The sequence below is a fragment of the Nonomuraea deserti genome (assembly GCF_004348685.1).
Classification (GTDB): Bacteria; Actinomycetota; Actinomycetes; order Streptosporangiales; family Streptosporangiaceae; genus Nonomuraea; species Nonomuraea deserti.
Map to the genome: position 1 here is coordinate 40,201 of NZ_SMKO01000034.1, position 20,272 is coordinate 60,472.

General features: G+C 69.0%; 27 protein-coding genes and 2 pseudogenes. 11 read left to right on the top strand and 18 right to left on the bottom strand.

Features of this window, described 5'->3' with window-relative positions; all coding sequences use genetic code 11:
• Window positions 1–9 precede the first annotated feature (9 nt).
• Window positions 10–423, top strand: a complete 414-nt coding sequence (locus E1292_RS15780; protein WP_132595912.1) for a PPOX class F420-dependent oxidoreductase — start codon at window positions 10–12, stop codon at window positions 421–423.
• A 14-nt stretch (window positions 424–437) separates the two neighbouring features.
• Here E1292_RS15780 and E1292_RS15785 read toward each other — a convergent pair whose 3' ends face one another.
• Window positions 438–1,097, bottom strand: a complete 660-nt coding sequence (locus E1292_RS15785) for an MBL fold metallo-hydrolase (protein WP_132595914.1) — start codon at window positions 1,095–1,097, stop codon at window positions 438–440.
• 32 nt (window positions 1,098–1,129) lie between these two features.
• Between E1292_RS15785 and E1292_RS15790 the strand changes: the two genes are divergently transcribed.
• The 3 genes from E1292_RS15790 to E1292_RS15800 all read left to right on the top strand — a co-directional run bounded on the left by E1292_RS15790 (window position 1,130) and on the right by E1292_RS15800 (window position 3,612).
• Complete coding sequence (locus tag E1292_RS15790) at window positions 1,130–2,182, top strand: P1 family peptidase (RefSeq protein WP_132595915.1); 1,053 nt, start codon at window positions 1,130–1,132, stop codon at window positions 2,180–2,182.
• 78 nt (window positions 2,183–2,260) lie between these two features.
• Window positions 2,261–2,590: a PadR family transcriptional regulator gene (locus E1292_RS15795; protein ID WP_246090136.1), complete on the top strand. Its 330-nt coding sequence runs from the start codon at window positions 2,261–2,263 to the stop codon at window positions 2,588–2,590.
• A complete protein-coding gene (locus E1292_RS15800) occupies window positions 2,587–3,612 on the top strand; it encodes a hypothetical protein (protein ID WP_132595917.1) in 1,026 nt (341 codons plus the stop codon). The genes E1292_RS15795 and E1292_RS15800 overlap by 4 nt, the downstream gene beginning before the upstream one ends.
• 160 nt (window positions 3,613–3,772) lie before the next feature.
• On the opposite strand, the gene E1292_RS15805 is transcribed toward E1292_RS15800, so the two are convergent.
• Window positions 3,773–4,318: a TetR/AcrR family transcriptional regulator gene (locus tag E1292_RS15805; protein ID WP_165974564.1), complete on the bottom strand. Its 546-nt coding sequence runs from the start codon at window positions 4,316–4,318 to the stop codon at window positions 3,773–3,775.
• Between the two features lie 77 nt (window positions 4,319–4,395).
• Between E1292_RS15805 and E1292_RS15810 the strand changes: the two genes are divergently transcribed.
• Together E1292_RS15810 and E1292_RS54930 are read left to right on the top strand one after the other, a co-directional pair.
• A complete protein-coding gene (locus E1292_RS15810; RefSeq protein WP_132595920.1) occupies window positions 4,396–4,812 on the top strand; it encodes an SRPBCC family protein in 417 nt (138 codons plus the stop codon).
• Between the two features lie 28 nt (window positions 4,813–4,840).
• Window positions 4,841–4,969 (top strand): hypothetical protein, encoded by a 129-nt coding sequence (locus tag E1292_RS54930; RefSeq protein ID WP_281284037.1) that lies wholly within the window; start codon window positions 4,841–4,843, stop codon window positions 4,967–4,969.
• Window positions 4,970–5,065: 96 nt separating this feature from the next.
• On the opposite strand, the gene E1292_RS53750 is transcribed toward E1292_RS54930, so the two are convergent.
• The 6 genes and pseudogenes from E1292_RS53750 to E1292_RS15835 form a co-directional block, all read right to left on the bottom strand.
• Window positions 5,066–5,320, bottom strand: coding sequence for a serine hydrolase family protein (locus tag E1292_RS53750; protein ID WP_246090137.1), 255 nt, complete (start codon window positions 5,318–5,320; stop codon window positions 5,066–5,068).
• Between the two features lie 68 nt (window positions 5,321–5,388).
• Window positions 5,389–6,216: pseudogene (locus E1292_RS55765) on the bottom strand (serine hydrolase domain-containing protein); the annotation flags it as partial.
• 41 nt (window positions 6,217–6,257) lie between these two features.
• Entirely contained in the window at window positions 6,258–7,565 is a 1,308-nt protein-coding gene (locus tag E1292_RS15820) for a hypothetical protein (RefSeq protein ID WP_132595922.1), read from the bottom strand.
• A 66-nt stretch (window positions 7,566–7,631) separates the two neighbouring features.
• The gene (locus tag E1292_RS15825; RefSeq protein WP_246090138.1) at window positions 7,632–8,267 is read right to left on the bottom strand and encodes a hypothetical protein; all 636 of its coding nucleotides are present in this window, start codon (window positions 8,265–8,267) and stop codon (window positions 7,632–7,634) included.
• Window positions 8,268–8,312: 45 nt separating this feature from the next.
• Complete coding sequence (locus tag E1292_RS53755) at window positions 8,313–8,573, bottom strand: ATP-binding protein (RefSeq protein WP_281284038.1); 261 nt, start codon at window positions 8,571–8,573, stop codon at window positions 8,313–8,315.
• A gap of 246 nt (window positions 8,574–8,819) precedes the next feature.
• Entirely contained in the window at window positions 8,820–9,251 is a 432-nt protein-coding gene (locus tag E1292_RS15835) for a MarR family winged helix-turn-helix transcriptional regulator (protein ID WP_132595925.1), read from the bottom strand.
• A gap of 104 nt (window positions 9,252–9,355) precedes the next feature.
• On the opposite strand from E1292_RS15835, the gene E1292_RS15840 reads away from it, so the two are divergent.
• Together E1292_RS15840 and E1292_RS15845 are read left to right on the top strand one after the other, a co-directional pair.
• Window positions 9,356–10,741: an MFS transporter gene (locus E1292_RS15840; RefSeq protein ID WP_132595927.1), complete on the top strand. Its 1,386-nt coding sequence runs from the start codon at window positions 9,356–9,358 to the stop codon at window positions 10,739–10,741.
• Window positions 10,738–11,139 carry a PNPOx family protein gene (locus E1292_RS15845; protein WP_132595929.1) on the top strand — a complete coding sequence of 134 codons (402 nt, stop codon included), beginning with the start codon at window positions 10,738–10,740 and terminating at the stop codon, window positions 11,137–11,139. The genes E1292_RS15840 and E1292_RS15845 overlap by 4 nt, the downstream gene beginning before the upstream one ends.
• A gap of 422 nt (window positions 11,140–11,561) precedes the next feature.
• Here the strand turns inward: E1292_RS15845 and E1292_RS15850 are convergent, their stop codons facing one another.
• From E1292_RS15850 to E1292_RS15880, 7 genes and pseudogenes are all read right to left on the bottom strand, one after another.
• Window positions 11,562–12,299: a hypothetical protein gene (locus E1292_RS15850; protein WP_132595930.1), complete on the bottom strand. Its 738-nt coding sequence runs from the start codon at window positions 12,297–12,299 to the stop codon at window positions 11,562–11,564.
• Window positions 12,296–12,793 (bottom strand): SigE family RNA polymerase sigma factor, encoded by a 498-nt coding sequence (locus E1292_RS15855; RefSeq protein WP_132595932.1) that lies wholly within the window; start codon window positions 12,791–12,793, stop codon window positions 12,296–12,298. The genes E1292_RS15850 and E1292_RS15855 overlap by 4 nt, the downstream gene beginning before the upstream one ends.
• Window positions 12,794–12,881: 88 nt before the next feature.
• Window positions 12,882–12,998 carry a hypothetical protein gene (locus E1292_RS15860; protein ID WP_246090139.1) on the bottom strand — a complete coding sequence of 39 codons (117 nt, stop codon included), beginning with the start codon at window positions 12,996–12,998 and terminating at the stop codon, window positions 12,882–12,884.
• Between the two features lie 181 nt (window positions 12,999–13,179).
• A complete protein-coding gene (locus E1292_RS52670) occupies window positions 13,180–13,722 on the bottom strand; it encodes a hypothetical protein (RefSeq protein WP_246090140.1) in 543 nt (180 codons plus the stop codon).
• A gap of 37 nt (window positions 13,723–13,759) precedes the next feature.
• A pseudogene (locus tag E1292_RS55770) lies at window positions 13,760–13,891 on the bottom strand (PLP-dependent transferase); the annotation flags it as partial.
• Window positions 13,892–13,970: 79 nt separating this feature from the next.
• The gene (locus E1292_RS15875) at window positions 13,971–14,738 is read right to left on the bottom strand and encodes a class I SAM-dependent DNA methyltransferase (RefSeq protein WP_132595934.1); all 768 of its coding nucleotides are present in this window, start codon (window positions 14,736–14,738) and stop codon (window positions 13,971–13,973) included.
• A gap of 149 nt (window positions 14,739–14,887) precedes the next feature.
• Entirely contained in the window at window positions 14,888–15,652 is a 765-nt protein-coding gene (locus E1292_RS15880) for an SDR family NAD(P)-dependent oxidoreductase (RefSeq protein ID WP_132595936.1), read from the bottom strand.
• A gap of 2 nt (window positions 15,653–15,654) precedes the next feature.
• Here E1292_RS15880 and E1292_RS15885 point away from each other — a divergent pair, with 2 nt between their 5' ends.
• Window positions 15,655–16,692, top strand: coding sequence for an ArsR/SmtB family transcription factor (locus tag E1292_RS15885; protein WP_246090141.1), 1,038 nt, complete (start codon window positions 15,655–15,657; stop codon window positions 16,690–16,692).
• A gap of 122 nt (window positions 16,693–16,814) precedes the next feature.
• Window positions 16,815–17,255 carry a YbaB/EbfC family nucleoid-associated protein gene (locus E1292_RS15890; RefSeq protein ID WP_165974565.1) on the top strand — a complete coding sequence of 147 codons (441 nt, stop codon included), beginning with the start codon at window positions 16,815–16,817 and terminating at the stop codon, window positions 17,253–17,255.
• Window positions 17,256–17,300: 45 nt separating this feature from the next.
• Here E1292_RS15890 and E1292_RS15895 read toward each other — a convergent pair whose 3' ends face one another.
• The 3 genes from E1292_RS15895 to E1292_RS15905 form a co-directional block, all read right to left on the bottom strand.
• Window positions 17,301–18,005 (bottom strand): hypothetical protein, encoded by a 705-nt coding sequence (locus E1292_RS15895; RefSeq protein ID WP_132595939.1) that lies wholly within the window; start codon window positions 18,003–18,005, stop codon window positions 17,301–17,303.
• Complete coding sequence (locus E1292_RS15900; RefSeq protein ID WP_132595940.1) at window positions 17,989–18,198, bottom strand: hypothetical protein; 210 nt, start codon at window positions 18,196–18,198, stop codon at window positions 17,989–17,991. The genes E1292_RS15895 and E1292_RS15900 overlap by 17 nt, the downstream gene beginning before the upstream one ends.
• A gap of 436 nt (window positions 18,199–18,634) precedes the next feature.
• Window positions 18,635–19,051 carry a spore-associated protein A gene (locus tag E1292_RS15905; RefSeq protein WP_132595942.1) on the bottom strand — a complete coding sequence of 139 codons (417 nt, stop codon included), beginning with the start codon at window positions 19,049–19,051 and terminating at the stop codon, window positions 18,635–18,637.
• 521 nt (window positions 19,052–19,572) lie between these two features.
• On the opposite strand from E1292_RS15905, the gene E1292_RS15910 reads away from it, so the two are divergent.
• The gene (locus E1292_RS15910) at window positions 19,573–20,046 is read left to right on the top strand and encodes a carboxymuconolactone decarboxylase family protein (protein WP_132595944.1); all 474 of its coding nucleotides are present in this window, start codon (window positions 19,573–19,575) and stop codon (window positions 20,044–20,046) included.
• Window positions 20,047–20,272 lie beyond the last annotated feature (226 nt).

A 20,272-nucleotide genomic window follows, 5' to 3' on the forward strand; every position in this document is an offset into this window, starting at 1 on the left:
GCATCCGTTATGCGTTTCACCGATGTCGAGATCGCCTACATGCATACGCAAGGCCTTGGCCGACTGGCAACCGTCCAGGTCAACCCGGTCATGTTCCGGTACCACCCCGACTACGACGCGATCGAGATAGGCGGTCGGTCGATGGCCACCACTCGCAAATTCCGTAACCTGGCCGGCAACCACCGCGTCACCCTCGTCATCGACGATGTGCTGTCCCGACAGCCTTGGCGAGTCCGCTACCTGGAGGTCCGCGGCACGGCCGAACAGGTGTACACCTCGGCTGGTCCCTGGCCCGGTACGGACGGTGCGATCATCCGCATACACCCTCGGCGGATCATCAGCTTCGGCCTGGACGAATCCGATTCTCAGCTCGGCTCCGAGCGAAGCAGCTCCCGCATACCATGCGGGGTCCGTGGAACATGATGACTATCGACATATCACTCATAGCGGCCTAATTCGGCCTCATCAAGCAACCGCTCGATCAAGTCGACCGCATATCCGTCGTCCGGCTCCCGCAGATGGAACGGCGGCGGATAGAAGCAGTCTCCTAACAGCAACACGCCGGAGTCCGGCACGGCCACCACCGTCGAGTCCTCGGCGTGCCGCCCCCCGACGTGACGCAACTCCACTCCGCACGGCAAGGTGAGCGCATCATCGAACTCGATCTGCGGCGGAATGATCGCAAATCCCTCCCACGAGGGCATCGCCCACGCACGGGCCCGGAAACTGGGACCGAGCCGGGGGTTTGCCTCGACCTCGCCGCGCAGGTATTGATGACTCCACGGGCGTCGAACCTCCGCCGCCAGAATCCGCGCCCCCGCGCGGTGACCAACGACCTCCACATCGGGCCAGGCGCACGCCCCCCACACGTGATCCCAGTGGTGATGCGTATAGACCAAGTGCCGTGCGGGCGGCAGCCCCGCGGCCTCCATGGCGGCCTGCACGCGACGTGCCGCCCGCGGACTGTTTCCGGCATCCACCACCACAGAGCCCGCATCGTCGGCAATGACCGCGACGCCACCCTGAACATTGTCGTGGTCCTCGTCGTGGGGATACCACCAAACCCGACCCGCCAAGTGCCGTAGCGACACACGCATCGGCCGATGGTAACAGCGACCACAGGAACAGCATGAAAGACCTGCCTCGCCACGTCCAAGGCAGCGCACGCGTACGGGCGCGTGCCCTGGGCATCGTCGTCGGCACGTTGCCGACCGGACACCTTAACTCGATCACCGACGTCGAGGGAGTCCTGGTCGGGCACAGCACGATCGACAACGGCGCCGATCTCCACACGGGAGTGACGGCCATCGTCCCCACGCAGCTGACCGCGGCACGACCAGGACTGCCGGCGGCCGTCTACACCGGCAACGGACATGGGAAGCTGATCGGCTCAACCCAGATCGACGAACTCGGCGTCCTGGAGTCTCCCATCGTCCTGACCGCCACTCTGTCGGCGTTCCGGGCGGCCGACGCCCTGCTCACCTACCTCATGGCGCGCGACCCGGACAGATTGTCGTTCAACCCGCTCGTGGGCGAGACCAACGACGGCTTCCTCTCCGACATCCGCCTCCGTCCTGTCACGGAGCGGCATGTCCTCGATGCCTTGGAGGGCGGATCCGAGGGCCTGCCCTTGGAGGGCTGCGTGGGTGCCGGCACCGGGACGACGGCCCTGGGATTCAAGGCCGGGATCGGCACCGCCTCCAGAACGCACCTCATGGAGGGCATCCCAGCGACGGTCGGCGTCCTGGTCCAGTCGAACTTCGGCGGCGTCCTCACCGTGCAGGGCACCCCGATGCCGGTCGACCGACTTCTCGACGAACAGGACCACGACGAGCCCTCCGGCAACTCCTGCATGATCGTGGTGGCGACCGACGCGCCGCTCGACGCCCGCCGGCTGGGCCGCCTCGCCCGTCGCGCCATCTTCGCGATGGGGCGGGTGGGAGCGTCGTACGCCAGCGGTAGCGGCGACTATGCAATCGCCTTCACCACGGCGCCACCACAGCTCCCACTCCTGCCCGACGACGCGATCAACCCCATCTTCACCGCCGTCATGGACGCCGTCGAGGAGGCGTTGCTCAACTCCCTGCTCATGGCGACGACCACCACCGGCCTCCACGGCCGCACGCGACACGCCGTACCGTACGCAGGGCCGCTCCGACCCACGCTCAGGAGCGGGGGATGAGCACCTTCTGATGTGGATGGCCCTGAAGCCGTTATCGCGTACCTAACGATATCTTGCGAGACAGGATATCGTGGATGGGTGAATATCACGGAGCCAATGTTCCTGGCGATGACCGCGCTGGTGGACGAGCCCCGGCACGGCTACGGGATCGTCCAGGAGGTCGATCGGCTGTCCGAGGGGCACGTGCAACTCAAGATCGGCACCTTGTACGGGGTGCTCGACCGGCTCTCGGCCGCCGGCCTGGTCGAACTCGACCGGGAAGAGGCCCAGCAGGGACGGCTGCGGCGCTACTACCGGCTGACCGACGACGGCGCCAAGGTGCTCAGGGAAGAGGCCGCCAGGATGGCCGCCACCGCCGAGGCCGCCACCGTCCGCCTGCGGGCCAGGACGGCTGGAGGCGCCGCATGAGCCTGCTCGAACAACGCTACCGCTCCGTCCTGCGCCTGCTGCCGGCCTCCTACCGCGCCGAGCGCGAGGAGGAGATGGTGGACGCCTTCATGGAGCTGTCTGGCGAGGCACCCGACGAGGTGAACCCGCGGCCTCGGTGGGGCGAGATCGCCAGCGTGCTGTCTCTGTCCTTGCGGGTGCGCCTTGGCGGCGCGGGCGCTTCTCCCCGCTTCGTCGCCTGGGGCGAGGCCGTCCGGCTCGTGGCGCTGCTCGGACTGGGCTACCAGGCCGTGGGCAGCGTCAACCAGCTCCTGCAGTGGGGTCACGCGCTGGCGTTCGGCACGCACGTCGCGTGGACGGGCCCGCCAGGCTCCGTCGAACGGCTGGTGTCGATCGTCTCCGCGGCGGACCTATGTTCGGCAGTCGCGTTCGTAGCGATCATGCGCGGCCACGTCAGGACGGCGAAGGTCATGGCCGCGATCGGCGTGGCACCCACACTGGTCTACATGCTGATCCCGATGATCCTGGCCGGACCCCTGACTGACCGGCCGCTGTCGGAATCCGCGACCCTGGTGTTCACGGCGGCGCCGGTGATCGCGCTCCTGCTGGGCTTCCACAGCGACATCACGCCGCGACGCCGGTCGTGGGCGGCCAGCCTGTGGCCGGCGGCCGCCGGCCTGGCGGTGCTGGGCGGCACCTGGCTGGTCGTCGCCCTGCGACCGTACGACCTGGACTGGCTCCACCTGTGGCTGGGCTTCGGCACGACGATCCTCGTGTGGGCGGCGGGCGCCGTGGTCGTACTCGCCCGCCGGAGCTCCCCGCCATGGGCGCTGGCCATGACGGCCACCGGGCTGCTCCTGCTGGCGGTGCGGCTGCCGCTGCTCGACAACCTTCCCGAGGGCGCCTCGTGGACGATGGTCTGCGCCCAGTGCGCGGTGCTCTGGGCTCTGTCCACCGCGCTCGCCTGGATGGGTGCGCGGGGCCTGCCGGGCGCGTCCGGGACCTCAGCCCTGACTTCCGAGGTCGGGGAAAGATCGGGATAGGCGGCAAGGCGATCGGGTAGATCGCCGGCCGCCTCTGCCTGCCGCCAATCCGGTCCGATCCTCCCCGAGGCGACCGAGACACTCACATCGACGCCTACCAGGGTCCGCTCCGGCGTGGCGCCGACCTGTCGGGTCTGCGGGTGGCGTCAAGGAACAGGCTCTATGACGGCGGGAGTGCCAGTCCGGCCATGACCTGGTCGATGAAGTCGGTGAGGGGCTCGTCGCTGGCGCCGAGCCTGCGGAGCGCGGCCACCCCGAGATAGCTCCCGTAACCCACGACGACGCGTCGCCGGGCGAGGTCGGGGGGCGTGCCCATCTCCTCCAGCGCGGCCTGCATGAATGCCAGGCGCCGCTCGCTCACCCGCCGGGCTATCTCAGCGATCCCGGGATCGTCGGCGGCGCTGATCAGCCGGAAGGAGATCGCCGCGTCGACGGGATCGGCCATGGCGTTCTCCAGGAGGGCGCACATCCGCCGCGCGGGATCGGCGATCTCGTTCAGCGCCGCGATCACCTTCTCGGTGTCCTGCTCCCACAGCGCGAGCGCCGCCTCGACCAGCGCACGCCTGTTGCGGAAGTGCCAGTAGAAGCTGCCCTTGGTGGTGCCCAGACGTACCGCTATCGGCTCCACCGCGACGGCGGCCAGCCCGCCCTTCGCGAGGGCTTCCAGTGCCGCCTTCGCCCAGTCGCCGGCCGACAGGCGGCTCACGTTACCGACCTCACAGTGCCAGTCTTCCATACGCAGGCGTATGGTAGTTCCCATACGCTGCCGTATGGAGGCTGGGAATGGTCTACAACATGCACGAGCGCTTCATCGACGCCGAACCAGAGCAGGTCTGGGAACTGCTCGCCACGATCGGCGGCGACCAGGATCGGCTCTGGCCGGAGGGAACGGGCCCCTTCCGGCTGCCGGAGGGCCTCGTCCCGGGCGCGCCGGTCGAGCATTCCGAGCTCCGCTACCGCGTCGGGGCGGTGGAACCTGGGCGCCGGCTGTGGTTCGACACCGGTAAGCAGCTCAGCGGCGGACACGGATTCACCCTTCACCCCCAACGCGGGGGCACTCTCGTACGGCATGAGCTGAAGGGACGCACCGGCGGGATGTTCCGGCTGATGTGGCCGCTGGTCATCCGCCGGCAGCACGACATCGTGATCGAGAGGCTCCTGGACAACCTCGAACGCGAGGCCGCCCAGGAGCCGCGGTAGTTCCGCAAGATCCGCAGGCTCACGAACCTTGGCGGGTGCCGGCGACCAGGAGGCCACGCTGCCGGCCCGCGACCCCGCCGCGCACGCCTACCTCCGCGTGACCGAGCAGGGCCACCAGGTCGGCGGCGAGGCGGTCGGGGCAGGCCCACGGTCATGATGGTGCCGTCCATCACCATCAGCCGCTGCGCGGCGGGTATCACCAGCAGCGCGAGGCCGCTCCCCTCGGGATGGCCGGCGTTGATCGAGGTCCCTTTCAGGAGGCGGCGCGGTGGACCGCGGCGGCGAGCCGGTCGTGCTCGGGGTAGGACCAGCCGAATCCGAAACGGCGCCGCGTGTAGCCGAAGGCGATGCCGCTGACCGGGTCGGCGAAGGACTCAGAACCGGCCGAGCCGTCGTGTCCGAACGCGTTCGCGCCGAGGAACGTATATCGCAGGCCCTTGGCCTGGAACCCGAGCGCGTAGTTGCCCTGTTGCCCCCGGACCAGGTCGCCGCCGGTGGAGTGCAGCATGGAGAACTCCCCGACGGTCTCCGGCTTGAGCAGCGGGGGGCGTCCGTCGAGGCCCCAGACGGCCGCGCGTACAGGCCGGCCAGGCCGCGCGCGCTGCCCACCCCGCCGGCTGACGCCTGCCCGTTGGCACGCACCGCGCGGGTGTTGGCGAAGGCCACCTGGTCCAGCGGCGGCGTGCTGTCGAGCCCGTACCCGATGCCGAGAATGCTGTGCGGACCAGGCAGATTCGACCAGAACGCGGCCTCCTGCTCCGGCGTTGCCGTCCACCACTGGATCGGCCGGAACCGCTCCTCCTCGGCCGCGGGCAGCCCCAGGTAGAGGTCCAGCCCGTATGGGGTCCGGATGCGCCCGTCGTAGACCTGCTGCAGCGACTGCCCGGCCACCCGCCGGATCACCTCGTTCACCATGGCGAACGAGACGAACCCGCCGTAGCCGTAGGCCGAACCGGGACGCCAGTACGGCCGCTGCCCCGCCAGGCGTCGCGCGATCACCGTGTCGTCGGCCAGTTCGGCCACCGACAGCCCGCCGTCAACGCCGATGACGCCGGAGCGGTGAGTCGGCACGTCCCGCAGCGTGATCCCGTCCTTGCCCGCGGCGGCGAACTCCGGCCAGTGCCGGGCCATCGGCTCGTCGAGATCGAGGACCCCCTCCTGCACCAGCAGCGCCGCCACCAGCGTCGCGGCGCCCTTGGTGGAGGAGTAGACGCCGGTCAGCGTGTCACCGCTCACCTCGTCCCCGGCCCACAGGTCGACCACCCGCCGGCTGTGCGACGTACGCTGCCGATCAGGGCGTGCCGTGCAGCAGGTCACTGGTCGTCGGGGATGAACTGGGCGATGGCGAGCCGATGACGTCCGGGCTGATCTCACACCTTTTCTGGCCGGAGCCGCCGAGTCCACTGGCCGCAGGTCATGCGTGCGGGCTCTTGCCGGCGATCATGTCAACGAGGGTGTCGGGGCAGCGGCTGCTCTAGGTTCACGGTGACGGTCTCGCCGCGTCGGCGGACCTCTACAGTGCTGCCCTCCGGCGCCCCCGCCGTCCGCAGCGCCTCGCGTACCAGCTCCAACCCTGCGCGCCAGTCGTCGATCAACCTCAGGGAGAGGTCGTCGACTGAACTGCCGTCATGCCGACCCAGCCGGACGGGGCCCGAGTCGGTGGTTCCCAGCCCGGCCGCCCGCAGGGCCGTGTTGAGCGGCGGCTTGAGTTGCGACGCCAGGCCCTTGCGCGGGGCGTCGTGGGCTACGGGCAGGTAGGCGTTGGCGTAGTAATGGCGCAGTGGGCGCGGCGCCTCAGGGCCGGACCGGGCCCGAACCAGACTGCCGGGCTCCACGCCCAGGAGTAGTTCGGCCATCACCAGTGCCCGTAGCTCGCCCGCGTCCGGCGCCAGCGCGCCCAGCACGGCCCGGTCCACGCAGCCTGCGGCCTGCAGGGCCTCGAACAAGCCCGCCCGGTGTGCGGCCGAGGGATGGCCGCCGAACGCATCGGCCGCTGCCTGGACAGGCGCCGCGACCGTCCAGGGCTGTTCGCGCAGGGCCGCGCAGCGGGCGCGCGCCCGGTCCACCGTTGCGGCCAGCGCGGCGAACGGGAAGTCGGAGTTGCCCGGTTCGCGCGTCGAGTACAGCCCGCCGTCGAGGTAGTCTTCGGCGTCCGGATCGTCGCGATAGGGGTCGTGCCACTCCTCGCCGGTGTCCCCGCCCTGGACCGGGTACCACCACCCGGTGGGATCCTTCTTCCAGCGCACGCCGGAGGCGCGGATGTCGCCGCGCGAGGCGTAGGTGTGGCGCTGGTAGCGGTCAAGGCCCGGCAGCGTGGCGAACGCCTCGCGCAGTAGCGGCACGGCGACCGCGGCGTCGGCCTCGGTGCACGCCGGGCCGAAGCGGCCGAGCAGCGCAAGGTGCGGCCCGGGGTAGCCGGCATCGGGATCGGCGAGGGCGGTCGCACGGCACACCAGGTCGACCTCTGACCAGCGCAAAGCGTGAGGATGCCAATGCGCGAGGTCGTCCCAGCCCAGCTCCACCGGCTTCGCCGCGCCTGGGTGGCACAGGCTCAGCGTGACTCCGTAGGAGGCGCAGGACACCAGCAGGGCGTACCCGCCGCCGGCCCCGTACTCGACCACCAGGTCGGGCGCGTACTCCTCATCGCTCACATCGACGTCAACGCCAGCAACGTCGTCAGCATATTCGTCGAGGAAACAGGCCGCCCAGAAGTCTGGCCGCGAGATCGGGAGGCGCGGACGCTGATCGGTCACGCCGTAATCTTCCCATCCAGCAAACGACCAGGGCAATTCGGTCGAGGCGGCCCGTCGTCAGGATGTTCACCGCTGTGGGCTGTCGCCTCGGCGGTTTGAGGCGAACGAGTCCAGTTCGTCTGCTCGGCGAAGGTCCTTGGGGCGGCCTATGGCGCGACGCATCTGGATCAGGTCTTCTCGGGAGACGTAGTGAACTTCCAAGCCGCCCGGATCGACTGCGGTGATCGCGCGGTCGAGGAACTCGCGGACTTGCAGGTTTCCCCAGGGGAGCGCCGGGGTGCAGCAGTCGCCGCTGGCTCCGGGTGAGGTGAACTGCACTTTAGGGCGGAGAAAGGAATCCTGGTGAGTTGCTAGGGGTTTGCCCGTTTCGTCGGCGAGTTGGGCGTTGACGGAGGTGAAGGCGGCCGCCAGGGCCGGGGCGTGGGCTGGGGTGCCGTCCCAGAGCAGGTCTAGATCGCCGGTCAGTTCGGTGGATCCATGCATGATGCCGGCGACTTGCCCGATCACTACGGCCCGGACCCCGTTGTGGTGGAGGGCTTCGAGCAGAGAGAACGGGTCGAACCCGAGGGCATCGTCCGTGCCGATCGTGCCGACGTCGTCGTCGGCGTCCTCGTGGCCCAGGCCGGTGGCCGCCCGATTCAGGGCCAGTTCCCGGGTGCGTCGTGCGGCGGCGCGGAGTCGTTCCAGTGGTTCGTCGGTCATCTGATTCATGCAACACCGGCTGTGCTCCTGGCGCACTCGAATTTCTTAGGGCCGGGGCGGTCGGGTCAGGGGCATGACGCCCTTGCCGGCGAGGGCTTCGGCCAGGCGGTGGGATTCGCCGCTGGTCTCGACCATGTGCGCGTGACGCATGAGGCGATCGACGGTGGCAGTGGCCATGGTCTTGGGCATGATCGTGTCGAACCCGGAGGGATGGATGTTGCTGGTGACGGCGAGAGCGCGGCGTTCGTAGGCGGCGTCGTCCAGGCGGTAGAAGGCTTCGGCGGTTTCGTGGCTGACCGGCAGCAACCGATGTCGTCGACGCTCAACAACGCACGATTCGCCCATCGACTGGTGGGTGATCCCCGCCCGACGACCTGGACGAAGACCTCCCCTTCCTGGACCGGCGCGCCGGGCTGCAGGCATCGTAGGTGCGGCCGGGCCGCCGCGCGCACCCGCGGCCGCCTCGACGGCAGAGCCGGCAAGCCGGCGGCAAAAGCAGATCGCGCTGGCGCGGTCACGCTACGCGGCGCGGGACGCGCGTAAGGTCTCCGTCTAGTGGGTCTGCGCGAGCAGGGTGGTCAAGGTGCCGGCGACCCGCTGCAGGTCCTCGCCCGGCAGGTCCGCGGCCAGCTGCTCCAGCCTGCTGACGATCTCCCCGTGCACCCGCACGGCGAGGACCTCGCCCTCGGGCGTCAGCTCGACCCGGCACGCGCGCCGGTCGGCGCCGTCGCGCACGCGGCGGACCAGCCCGCGCCGCTCCGCCCGGTCCACCAGCCCGGTCAGGCTCGGCTTCTCCAGGTGCAGGAGCCTGCTGAGGTCCGTCATCCCGATCCCGTCGCCGCTCGTCAGCACGCACAGCAGTTGTGCCTGCTGTGGGGTGACGTCGCGCTCGCGGCTGACGTCGGCGAAGACGTGCTGCACCAGGTGCGACATCCGCACCAGCGCCGCGGCGAAGCCCAGCCCGGCGTCTATCGCGCTCTTCATCCGCACCTCCTGCCGCCGAGTGTAGTTGCAGACAGTTCGTGCTACAAACTATGTTGTTAGCACTACGAACTGTTCGTGGAACGAATCAAATCTGGAGGTGAGCCATGCCCGCATCCCCCCGGCAGATCGTGACGGCGCTCGTCACGACGGTCTTCGGCTACTCCCTGATGCAGACGGTCGTGGTGCCCGCGCTCGGCCTGCTCACCCGCGAACTGCACACCACACCGGCCTGGTCGGCCTGGATCCTCAGCGCGTTCCTGCTGTCCAGCGCGGTGCTCACGCCACTGCTCGGACGGCTCGGCGACCTGTACGGCAAGCGCCGCGTCATGGTCGGCGTGCTCGCCGCGTACGCCGTCGGCATGGCCGGAGCCGCGCTCGCCCAGGACATCGCCCAGCTCATCACCGCCCGGGTCGTGCAGGGCGCGGCGCTGGCGGTGGTGCCGCTGTCGATGGCGATCCTGCGCGAGGCGCTGCCCAGAGAACGGCTGGCGTCCGCGATGGGCCTGGTGTCCGGCATCGTCGGCGCGGGGGCCGGAGCCGGGCTGGTGGTCGGCGGGCTGCTCGCCGACCGGCTGTCGTGGCGCCACCTGTTCGTCCTCGGCGCGCTGCTGGCGCTGATCAGCCTCGGCATGGTCGCGCGATGGGTGCCCCGCGGCGAGCGCGCGGCCTCCGGCGGGCTCGACGTGCCCGGCTCTGTGCTGCTCGGCCTCAGCCTCGTCGCGGTGCTGCTCGCCCTCACCCAGGGCCCCTCGTGGGGGTGGTACTCGGCGCCGGTGCTCGGCCTGTTCGCGCTCGGGGCGCTGCTCGCCGCCGGGCTGCTGGCCCTGGAGCGGCGCAGGAGTGACGCCCTCATCGACGTCGCGGAGCTGGCCCACCGGCCGATGCTGGCCACGCATCTGGCCGCGTTGGTGTTCGGCGCGGGATCGTACTTCTTCTACGTGGCGATGCCGCTGTTCGCCCAGCAACGGCCCGGCCCTGACGGCGCCGGCTTCGGCGCCTCGGTCACGGTCGCCGGCCTGCTGATGCTGCCCGGCATGCTGGCCATCATCCCAGCGGGCATGGCAGTCGGCCGGATCTCGCAGGCGATCGGCTCCCGCTGGCCGCTGGCGATCGGGTTCCTGGCGATGACCGCGGGATCGGCGCTGATCGCCGTGGCGCACGGCGCGTACTGGCATCACCCGGTGTTCTACGGGATGGTCGGCGCCGGGTCCGGGCTCGTCATGGGGGCGCTGCCGAAGCTGATCGTCGACATCGTGCCGCGGGCCAGGACCGGCACCGCGAACGGGCTCAACAACATCGCCCGCACCGTCGGCGGCGTCGTCGGCAGCCAGCTCGCCGCCGCCGTGATCGCCTCCGGCAGCGGCGGGCGCGCCGGTGCCGTGCCCGACTCGGCCTTCACCGCGCTGTTCTGGCTGGCGGGAGGGGTGGCGGTGGTCGGGGTCGCGGTCTCACCGTACGCCGTGCGCGCCCTGCGGACGGTGACGGCATGAGCGTCTTCAGCGAACGCGAGCTGGCCTACCTGCGCGGCGAGCGGCTGCTGGGGCGCCTGGCCACCGTCGGCGCCGACGGCATGCCGCACGTCGTACCCGTCGGCTGGTCCCTCGACGAGACCGGCACGCTCGTCGAGATCGGCGGGCGCAACGGCGCCGCGTACAACATGATCGTCGCCATCACCGTCTTGTGGGCCACCCACCTCTACAATCCCTCCACCGGCGTCGCCACCGCCACCGGCGTGCAAGGCCTCGGGCTCCTCTTCGGCCCCCTCACCGGCGGCATTCTCGCCGAGACCACCAGCCTCACCACCGCGCTGCTGGGCGGCGCGTTCATCGTGGCCGTGACCGCGCTGCTCGCGCCCCGCGTCGACCTCGTTCACGGTCAGCCGGACTGAGTCTCATCGCATCTTCCGCCCACCACGTTGCCAGCGAGTGGGGCGCGACGTACGGTCAGCGGTCAGGACATAGCCGTGACCCGGCAGCAGTTGGAGGAACTGCGCCGGCGCGAGCTAGCGCAACGCACGTAAGCGCTCCGCAGCCCGGCGCCGCCGAGGCCGCGTCCACCAGCTCGCTGGTCCACGGCGGCGGGCAGGCCCCGGAACGCGATCGCCGCAGCGTCGACCGCGACCTAGGGGTTTCACAAGGCACGGCTTCGATGCTGGTCCTCCTTGGACCAGCACCAAGGGCTCTCTGCCTGCGGACCCACTCGCTCCTTCGTAGCCGAGGCCTTATGCGACGCGCGGTTCAGAACCGGTGTCCGGCGCCGTGCTCCGGACACCCCCGCGTTCGTGATCCCGGTTGACCATGCCGTCGACTCTCATGAGCCGGGGCGCGGCTCCTGGTCGTAGACCCCGATCGACCAGAGCCCTCGCGAGGGGCCGGTTGCGGCCGCCAGGCGCTCCGGCATCGCGGTGATCGCCTCGCGGTCCCACGGCCCGTCGCACGTCCCCGCCCGCCGGTCGGCGAGGGCACACCTGTCGCCCGTCGTGGGCGATCCGATCGGCGCGTCGGCGGGGAAGACCCAGACCTCCAGACTCTGCGGTGCCCGCAGCCAGTCCGGTGTCACGGACCTCTCCTCGTACTGGACCTGGAGGCCCCGGCCCAGCCGTACGCAGGGGGTGAGATCGTTCCACGTGCCCTTCGTGTCCCGGACCAGCACCCACGCCTTCGGGTCCGCGCACCGGAGCGCGACCCCGGTGTGGACGCTGGTCGGCCGGAACGTGATCCGTTCCCTCTCGCCCACGGACCGATAGGTCTGACCGAAGATCAGCGACACGGGCCCGTACCTGCTCTCCAAGGTCCGCGGCAGTTCGACTCCCGCCTGGGAGCTCGTGGCCGTCTCGCCGGACCACGCCACCATGGCTCCGGTCAGGGGCACGACCGTCGCGGCGGCCCCCGCCAACGCCGCCACGGCCGCCCCCGCCGTCACCCGCCGGCGCAGGCGTGACCTGGTTCCCCGTCGCCTGATCTCGCTCACCCGGGGAGGTGACCCGGCCTCGCGGACGCTGTTCTCGCAGAACACCGCACGCAGGTCGTCCTCGGTGAATCGGGTCATCGGAGCACCTCCAGCTTCAGGTCGTGCAGGGCGGGATCCACCCGGAGCCGCGCCAGCGCCCTGCTCAACTGCTTCTTCACGCTGCCGACCGAGCATCCGAGCGCGTCGGCCACCTGCTGCGGGGTCAGATCGTCGAAATAGCGCAGGACGAGCGCCGCGCGTTGCCGGGGAGGCAGGGCGCCGACCGCCGCCCACAGGGCCGAGCGCCGCGCGACGCCCGTCTCGAAGTCCGGCCCTGCCGGGCCCTCGGGCAGCGCCTCGGTCGGCACCTCGCCCCGCCAGCGCCGCCGCCACCAGGAGGCGTGCGTGTTGACAAGGATCCGGTACACGTACGGGTCGGGGTCGGCCTCGATCCTGCGCCACGCCGTCCATGCCTTGACCAGCGCCGTCTGCACCAGGTCCTCGGCGGCCTGCCAGTCGCGGGTCAGCAGGTACGCCGTACGGCACAGCCGCTCATGTCGTTGCCCGACATAGTCGGCGAACCCATCCGCCATCACGTCCTCCCGATCCGTTCCGTCTCACCGTGTACTACCGGTTGGGGAGGCGGTCCGGGTGACCGGAACGGATCCGTGCGGCCCGCCGTCAGGCGGCCAGGCTCGACTCGCGTACGACCAGTTCGGTGGCGCGCTCGACGTGACGGGACTCGATCTCCTCGCCGGCGACCAGCCGCAGGGCCGTGCGCAGGGCGACGGCCCCCATGTCGCGCAGCGCCTGGCGTACGGTGGTCAGCCTGCGAGGACATGTAGGCGACCTCCGTGTCGTCGAAGCCGACGACGCTGAGATCTTCGGGGGATGCGCAGGCCACGGGGGCCTGGCGGCATGGATCGCACCGAGGACGGCGGCGACGTGCGGCTCATCATGTGCCACCGAGGTGCGGTGATCAGTTCGGGCGGCGGGTGAGGATCATCTCTTCATCCAAGACCCAGGTTGCCCCCTCGTCGGAGGACGTCTCGCCAAGCCATCGCGCCGACGAGGGGGTGATCTCGGTGAAGCGCCAACGCAGCCACGGATCGTCCTCATCGCTGAGCAGGACGATGTCCCCGTCGACCGGCCGCCCGATGAAGCGGCGAACACGGGCGTTGATCGGCTCGATCCAGGTGGAGCGCCACGCGTCCAGATCCGGATCGTAGAAACGCACTGTCGTGCCATGAAAGGCCCTGATGTTCGGTGCTGCCACCTCGTTGCGGCCAGGCATGATCCAGGTGTCCTGTACGGCTCGGCCGCCGAGGACCCAGCCGAAGTGGAGCTCGCCCTTGGCCTGGGCGGAGTCTCCGTCGAGCGCTGGGCCTGACCATTCGATGTCCCAGGATCCTACGAATTGGCCGAAAAGCATGAGCTTGTCGGCATGAGCCCCAGATGGTCCTGGCACGTGCAGGGCTTCGATGAGTCCCTGCTCGGCGGAGAGGTCTGCGTCGTATGTCATGGGTGTACCTCCTCATAGGCATGGGAAGACTGCGGTCGAGATCGCGCCAGAGATCGTCGACGTCCTCCAGCCCGACCGGCAAGCGCAGCAGTCGGTCGCTGATTCCGCTGCGCCGCCTGTCATCGTCGGCGACGATGCGGTGTGAGAGCGAGTAGGGATGCTGGATGAGTGTGTCAACCCCGCGGCACTCAGCCTCCTCGAAGGCCGATCAGCGATGTCCTCCCCCACCGAGGGGGTTGCGTGAGCCCCTAGACGGCCTCCTGCTCATGAGCAGGCCCATTCGTCCGCCGCTCGTAGACGCTGACGTGGCGCCAGCTGGTGGCCGTGTACGGCTCGCCCTCCCAGCCTCCCCACCTTTCGCGCAGGCGTAGGCCCGCGATACGGGCCATGAGGTCGAACTCGGGGGGATGGGCTAGTCGGAGCCTGATGGGGCTGAGGATGATCTCGTCGGTGCTGATGCGAACGTGGTTCCTGTCGAGAATCTGCGTCACGGGGTCGTAGCGGCCGACGTCCAGGCCGACATGGTCGACTCCGAGGTGTTCGGCGTCGACGTACTGGTGGCCGGGGCGTGCGGGAGCGGTCGGTATCCGGCATTCGAGGACGAACACCCCCTCGTCGGTCAGGTGCCGGGCGGCGTTCTCGAAGCAGCGGACCTGGTCGTCCTGGCTGAGGAGATTGCCGATCGTGTTGTACACCAGGTAGACCAGCCCATAGCTGCGTCCGGTGGCGACGCGGGACATGTCGCCCATCGTCACTTCGATCATGTCGCCGTCCGGCTTCTCACGCATCCGGTCCACCATGTCCGGCGACAGTTCGACGCCGTCCACCCGCACGCCGGTCCTCATCAGCGGCAGAGCGATGCGGCCGGTGCCCACCGCGAATTCCAGCGCATCACGGCCGCTCGCGTGCCTGGTGAGGAACGCGACCGTCTGCTCCTCGTCCCCTCGGGTGCCGTCGGCGTCGTAACGCTGTGACGCCTCGTACCCGAAGCTCGTCCGAGGGTCGAAGCCTTCCATGTCTTCTTCCTTCCGTTCGGTTGGGCCTGGTTGCATTGACCCGGCTTTGCTGGAGCACGTCAGCGCCCACCGTGGCAACGAACGGTACGACGGTTCCGGCGGACGTCACCGAGACCGGGCGAGCAGGGCAGGCGCGGCCGGGCCGAGGTTCAGTCCACCGGTCCGCCGGCTACGTAGACGACCTGTCCCGAGACGAACCCCGCTTCCGGGCTGACCAGGTAGGAAGCGGTATGCGCGATGTCCTCCGGCTGCCCGACCCTGCCTACCGGAATGGATGCCGCTGCCTTGCGCTGGAACTCCTCGAACTCCAGTCCGAGCCGCCGGGCCGAGGTCCTGGTCATGTCGCTCACGACGAACCCCGGAGCGATGGCGTTGGCCGTGACGCCGTGCCGTCCAAGCTGGAGGGCCAGCGACTTGGTGAAGCCGATCAGCCCCGCCTTCGCGCCGGCGTAGTCGACCCGGGCGGCGTCTCCCACGGCGGAGATGCTCGACATAGTGATGATGCGCCCCCACCCCGCCTCAATCATGTACGGGGCGACAGCGCGGGTGAGGAAGAACGGGCCACGCAGATTGACCCCCAAGACCATGTCCCACTGCTCGGTGGTCATCTCCACCAGATCGGCGCGCGGACCCACACCGGCGTTGTTGACGAGCACCGTCGGCGGCCCAAACTCGGCGGCCACCCTCGCGACGGCCTCACCGACCAGGCCCTCGTCGGCGACGTCGGCCGCCATCGCCACTGCGTCCCCGCCCTCGCTCCTGATCGCCTCGACGGCTCCGGCGCAGTCCGCCTCGTCCAGGTCGATGACCGCCACCGCCAGGCCGTCCCGCGCCAGCCGCTTGGCTACCGCGGCGCCGATGCCACGGGCCGCCCCGGTCACCATCGCCGTTCTCTTCGCAGGGCAAGAAGCCATATGTGTCACGTGGTGAATTCCATGCCCTTCAAGCCCCGCGGACAATTGATGTAGCGTCTGACTTAATGATCAGTTTCGAGCTCGGTGTCGAGGACCTCGCAGACACCCACTTCGCCCTTTCGCCCTTGGAAGAAACGGTTCTGAGCCTGCGCGTGCTGCGGGAGCCCGGCCTGTACGCATTGCATCTGCCGTGGCGCAGATCCGCGCTCGCCCGCCTCGACGCGCGAGACACCCGCCTGCTGACGTCCCTGGTCGGAAGCAAACTCGCCCTTCCTGACTTCCTGACGCCGCGGCCCACGACCTTCGCGCCGACATTCGAGGAACAACTGTCCCTCGTACGGCGGACACCTCCAAAGGTCATCCGCAGGGACGTGCCGGCCGCGCTGGTCGCAGAACCGGTTCCCGACAACGCGGCGGCAGCCAGGTTCCGCGATACCGCCTGCGACGTGCTGCGACGCTACTGGGAGCTGACTATCGAGCCGATCTGGCCGCAGATGCAGCTGGTGCTGGAGGCCGACATGACCTACCGGGCGCGACAACTGGCCGTGGGCGGCGCGCGCCTGCTGTTCGCTGACATGCACCCCAACCTGCGCTGGCATGACGGAGTGCTGTCCATCGACCAGATGATCGGCCGGCACCACGTGGCGGTGTCCGGGCGCGGACTGCTGCTCATGCCGTCGGTGTTCGCCCACAAGCCCACCCCGCCGGTTCACCCCGAGGAACCGCCGCGCCTGACCTATCCCTGCCGCGGAGTGGCCACCTTGTGGCATCCGGCTCCTGCGCCGGATGCCACCGCTCTGGTGTCGCTGCTCGGCGCGCCGCGCGCCGCGCTGCTCGGCCTCCTGGACGAGCCGCTGCCGACCGTGGAACTCGCCCGCCGCCTGAAAGTGACCCCCAGCGCCGTCTCCCAGCACCTGCGCGTGCTGTACACCACTGGTCTGCTCACCCGGGCCCGCGACGGACGGCATGTCCTGTACCGCCGAAGCGACCTCGGCGATCAACTCGCGGTCCCGCCCGCGCCCCCGCGAACCGAGCTGTGACAATATAACGACGAATAAGGCGAGGGCGGCGAGAATCGCTATAGGCCCGATCGTCCATGGTGTAGCAGAAGCAACTTGTGCTATTACCGTCAGTTGGAAGTGCTTGCAACGGGGGGAAACCGGTGGAGAGCCCACTTGGCAGTTTCGCGAACATCGATGTCGAGGCGTTCTTGCGAGATTCCCAGCAACGCGCGACCAAGTTCGCGGTTGAGCAGAAGGAGGCCGCGGCGGCGGTCGGCCGGGCCACGGCGTCCAACGGCCACATCGCGGTCGAGTGCACCATGCAGGGTGGTGTGACCCGGCTCGACATCGATCCGAGAGCGAAGCGAATGAGCGTCGGGGAGATGTCCGAAGCGATTCTCGCCGCCATCCGTGACGCCGACGTCGACCTCCAGCGGCAGGTTTCCACGATCGTGGACGAGTCGTTCGGTGGCGTGGATTCCGCCATGGCGGACCCGGAAACGGCACTGGCGAAGGTCGCCGAGGCTCAGCAGGCGTTCGACAGGATGATGGGCGATGCCATGGGTGAGTTGGATCGCATGCGGAGGAAACTCGGTCACTGAAGGAGCTTCGCGGGGCTGGGCCCATCCCGGCCCCGCGGGAGCGGATCAGACGTCCGCGGTGCTGCCGCCTTCCGGCCGCCCCGCCCCATATGACAACTTGAGGCCGTCGGTGAGGGTGAACTCGGCCGTGACGGCGCCGGCGGCCGCCAGGCCGACACTTACCGCGGCAGTGGCGAGGAAACGCTGCAACTGCCTGACCCTTCCCTCGATGCTCGCCGCCGCCGACTTTGCGACGAGGTGGCCGTACAGGCGCCCTCCCGGTCCCATGAGCAGGCTCTTGGCCGCAGTCGCCGCTATCGCGGCTGCCGAGAGGAGGCCGAGGTAGATCGACGCCGTCTGAATGTTGGCCACCCACCTGAGTATGGTCGAGAGGGTTTGGGCGGAGTCGGACGCGGTGTCCGACGCCAGAACGTAGCTGTCCATCCGCTGCTCGTAGAGGTCACGCTCCGGCGCCTGCCAGCTCGCCTGCGCGACGCTGTCGTGCTGCTGCTGCGCCGTTCGGCCCGCGGCGTGGACGCCGCCGCCGAAGGAGCTCCAGCCGTCCGCCGACCTGTGCACCAGTTGGGGGTCGGTCGGCACCGTCAGCCCGTACGAGAGCACCGCCTTTTCCAGGTGAGGGAAGACGTAGGCGCTGAACACCAACATGGCGAGGGTGAGATACTGCACGTTTCTGAGGTCGCCGCCCTCGTCGCCGGGCTGCCACGGGCTTGGGGTACCGCCGGGGATGGGGATCTTAAATCCGTCGGACATGCTCTTCGTTCCTAAGTTCCGCGATCTCGATGTTGTCGGCGACCGAGTGCAGCCCTTCCCGGCGCTGGTGCAGCCCGGCGATGGCGTTGGTGACCGTGCTCTCGGCGTAGCCGACGATCTTGTCGTGTTCGAGCGCGAGCGGGAAGCCGAGCATGCCCATGGCGAACGGCCCCATGCGCATGTTCGGGGGCATGCGACCGGCCTCGTTCAGATGTGACACCGGAGAGGTGCCGTCGCTGTCGTCAGTTAGGGCGTCGCCCAGTGCTCTGATCGCCGGTGAATGATGGATACGTGGCTCATCATTTCGCACCATAAATGCTCCGAAAACACGATGGATAACTGGAGAGGCAACAATAAAGATATGTTGCGTAGATACACAGAGGGCACCGGTGGCATGGCCGATGGCAGGTCGACATCATCGCGACCCTCTACGTCAGAGCCCTCTGGGCCTGGCGTCTATGACACTGTTTGCGCCGTCGGGCGGAACGTCGCCTAGTTGCGCATGTACGGGGCATCGTGGCCGGTCTCGGCTGTCCAACTGATGCGCCGCCGAGTTGTAAATGTTGCTATGCGACCGAGTGCCGCCCGCAGTTTATCCTGGGAGCGCACCCGGCCTCGGCGGAAGATTCTCAGCCGCAGTGCACGTCCCAATATGACACGCCTGCTTGGCCTACGCTGCCTTCCACGTCAATGCACTGGCCGGGCGCCGAAACGTACACCGGGCCGGCGTAGTACTTGTAGTTGCCGCCATCCTGGTCGAGCCCGGTGTTGTCTGATCTCTGGATCCTGACGCTCTTCCAGGTCGTGGTGTTGGCGGTGGAGCCGTAGCCGTACATGAGGGCGCAGTTCTTGCCTGTGCTGGAGTTGTAGTACACCTCCAGCGTGCCCTTGCGGGTCCCGCTCTCGGGGACGGCGTAGGCGCCGACCCGGGAGTAGCTGCTGCCGCATGGTCCGGTCGCGCTGACCGGGGCGGCGCCCGCGACCAGCGCGGTGGAGGCCAGGGTCGCGCTGGCCAGGAGGGTCGCCAGCTTGCCGCGTGTACGCATCCATAACCTTTCGTCGATATTTCCGAGCCGACATCTGATCACGACATCTCCCGCCTCGACAGGCTTTGTGATCGAGTTCACATCGTGTCGCCCGCTGCACAGCGCGACCGGTGCGAGGCTCTGGGCCTGCTCATCGTGTCGAGGAACACCGAAAACATTCGCTCCGAACTCAAGCGCCTGGTCAGCCGCAGATTCTCGTCGAGACCGACCTAGGCTTGTTCGCTCAGCCGCGTCCATTGCCGAGCCGGAAACTCCCTGGCCAGGCCACCTTTTCCGATGCCAAAACATCTCCACCGGATCCGGATCTGATCTTCTCTGGTCTTTCCCGGGTCACCGCGACGCTCGTTCGTGCCTTGCGCTGCTTTGCCTGGTGATCCGGCGGGTGTCCGCCCGTACCGGGTCGCCAGCAGGTGCTCGTCGCCTTGGACGGAGAGACGCACATCACACTTGGTTGCCGTCACAGGCTGCCGGGCTGCTCTGTCTCAGAGGGCCGACAGCGAAAACAACGCTAGGAGATCACCATGGATGCCCGTTTGAACCTCTTCGACAACCCGGTCGCAGGCAAGTCCCTGAAGCACCTCATCGCAGCGGGCAAGGCGCTCGTGGACTCGACGCTGCCGGCCGTGACACGCGAACTGGTGCTGCTGCGCGCCAGCCAGATCAACGGCTGCGCCGTCTGCGTCGACATGCACGCCAAGGACGCCGCGCACGCCGGGGAGACCTCCACCCGCCTCAACCTTGTCGCCACCTGGCGTGAGGCCACGGTCTTCAGCGAGGCAGAACGCGCCGCCCTGGAGTTGGCCGAGCAGGGCACTCGCATCGCCGATGCCGCCGGTGGCGTTACCGACGACGCATGGGCCGATGCCGCCCAGCACTACGACGAGGACCAACTCGCCGCCCTGGTCGCGCTCATTGCCATGATCAACGCCCTCAACCGCTTCAACGTCATCGTCCAGCAGCCTGCTGGTGACTACCAGCCCGGCCGGCACGGATGACGAGCGAGATGCTGCGGCCGTACTGCTGCCCCGCGTCAGTACGGCCCAGGCAACGCTCGCCGCTCCTGTTTCGGGGCCGGACTCTTACCACAACCCTTTTGGAAGAGATCTCATGAACCTCGCCCTGTGGATCTGCGCCGGGCTGCTGGCCGTGGTCCTCCTCACCGGTGGCGTCGGCAAGCTGATCGTGCCCCGGGAGAAGATGGCCGCCATGCGCGGCGCGGGA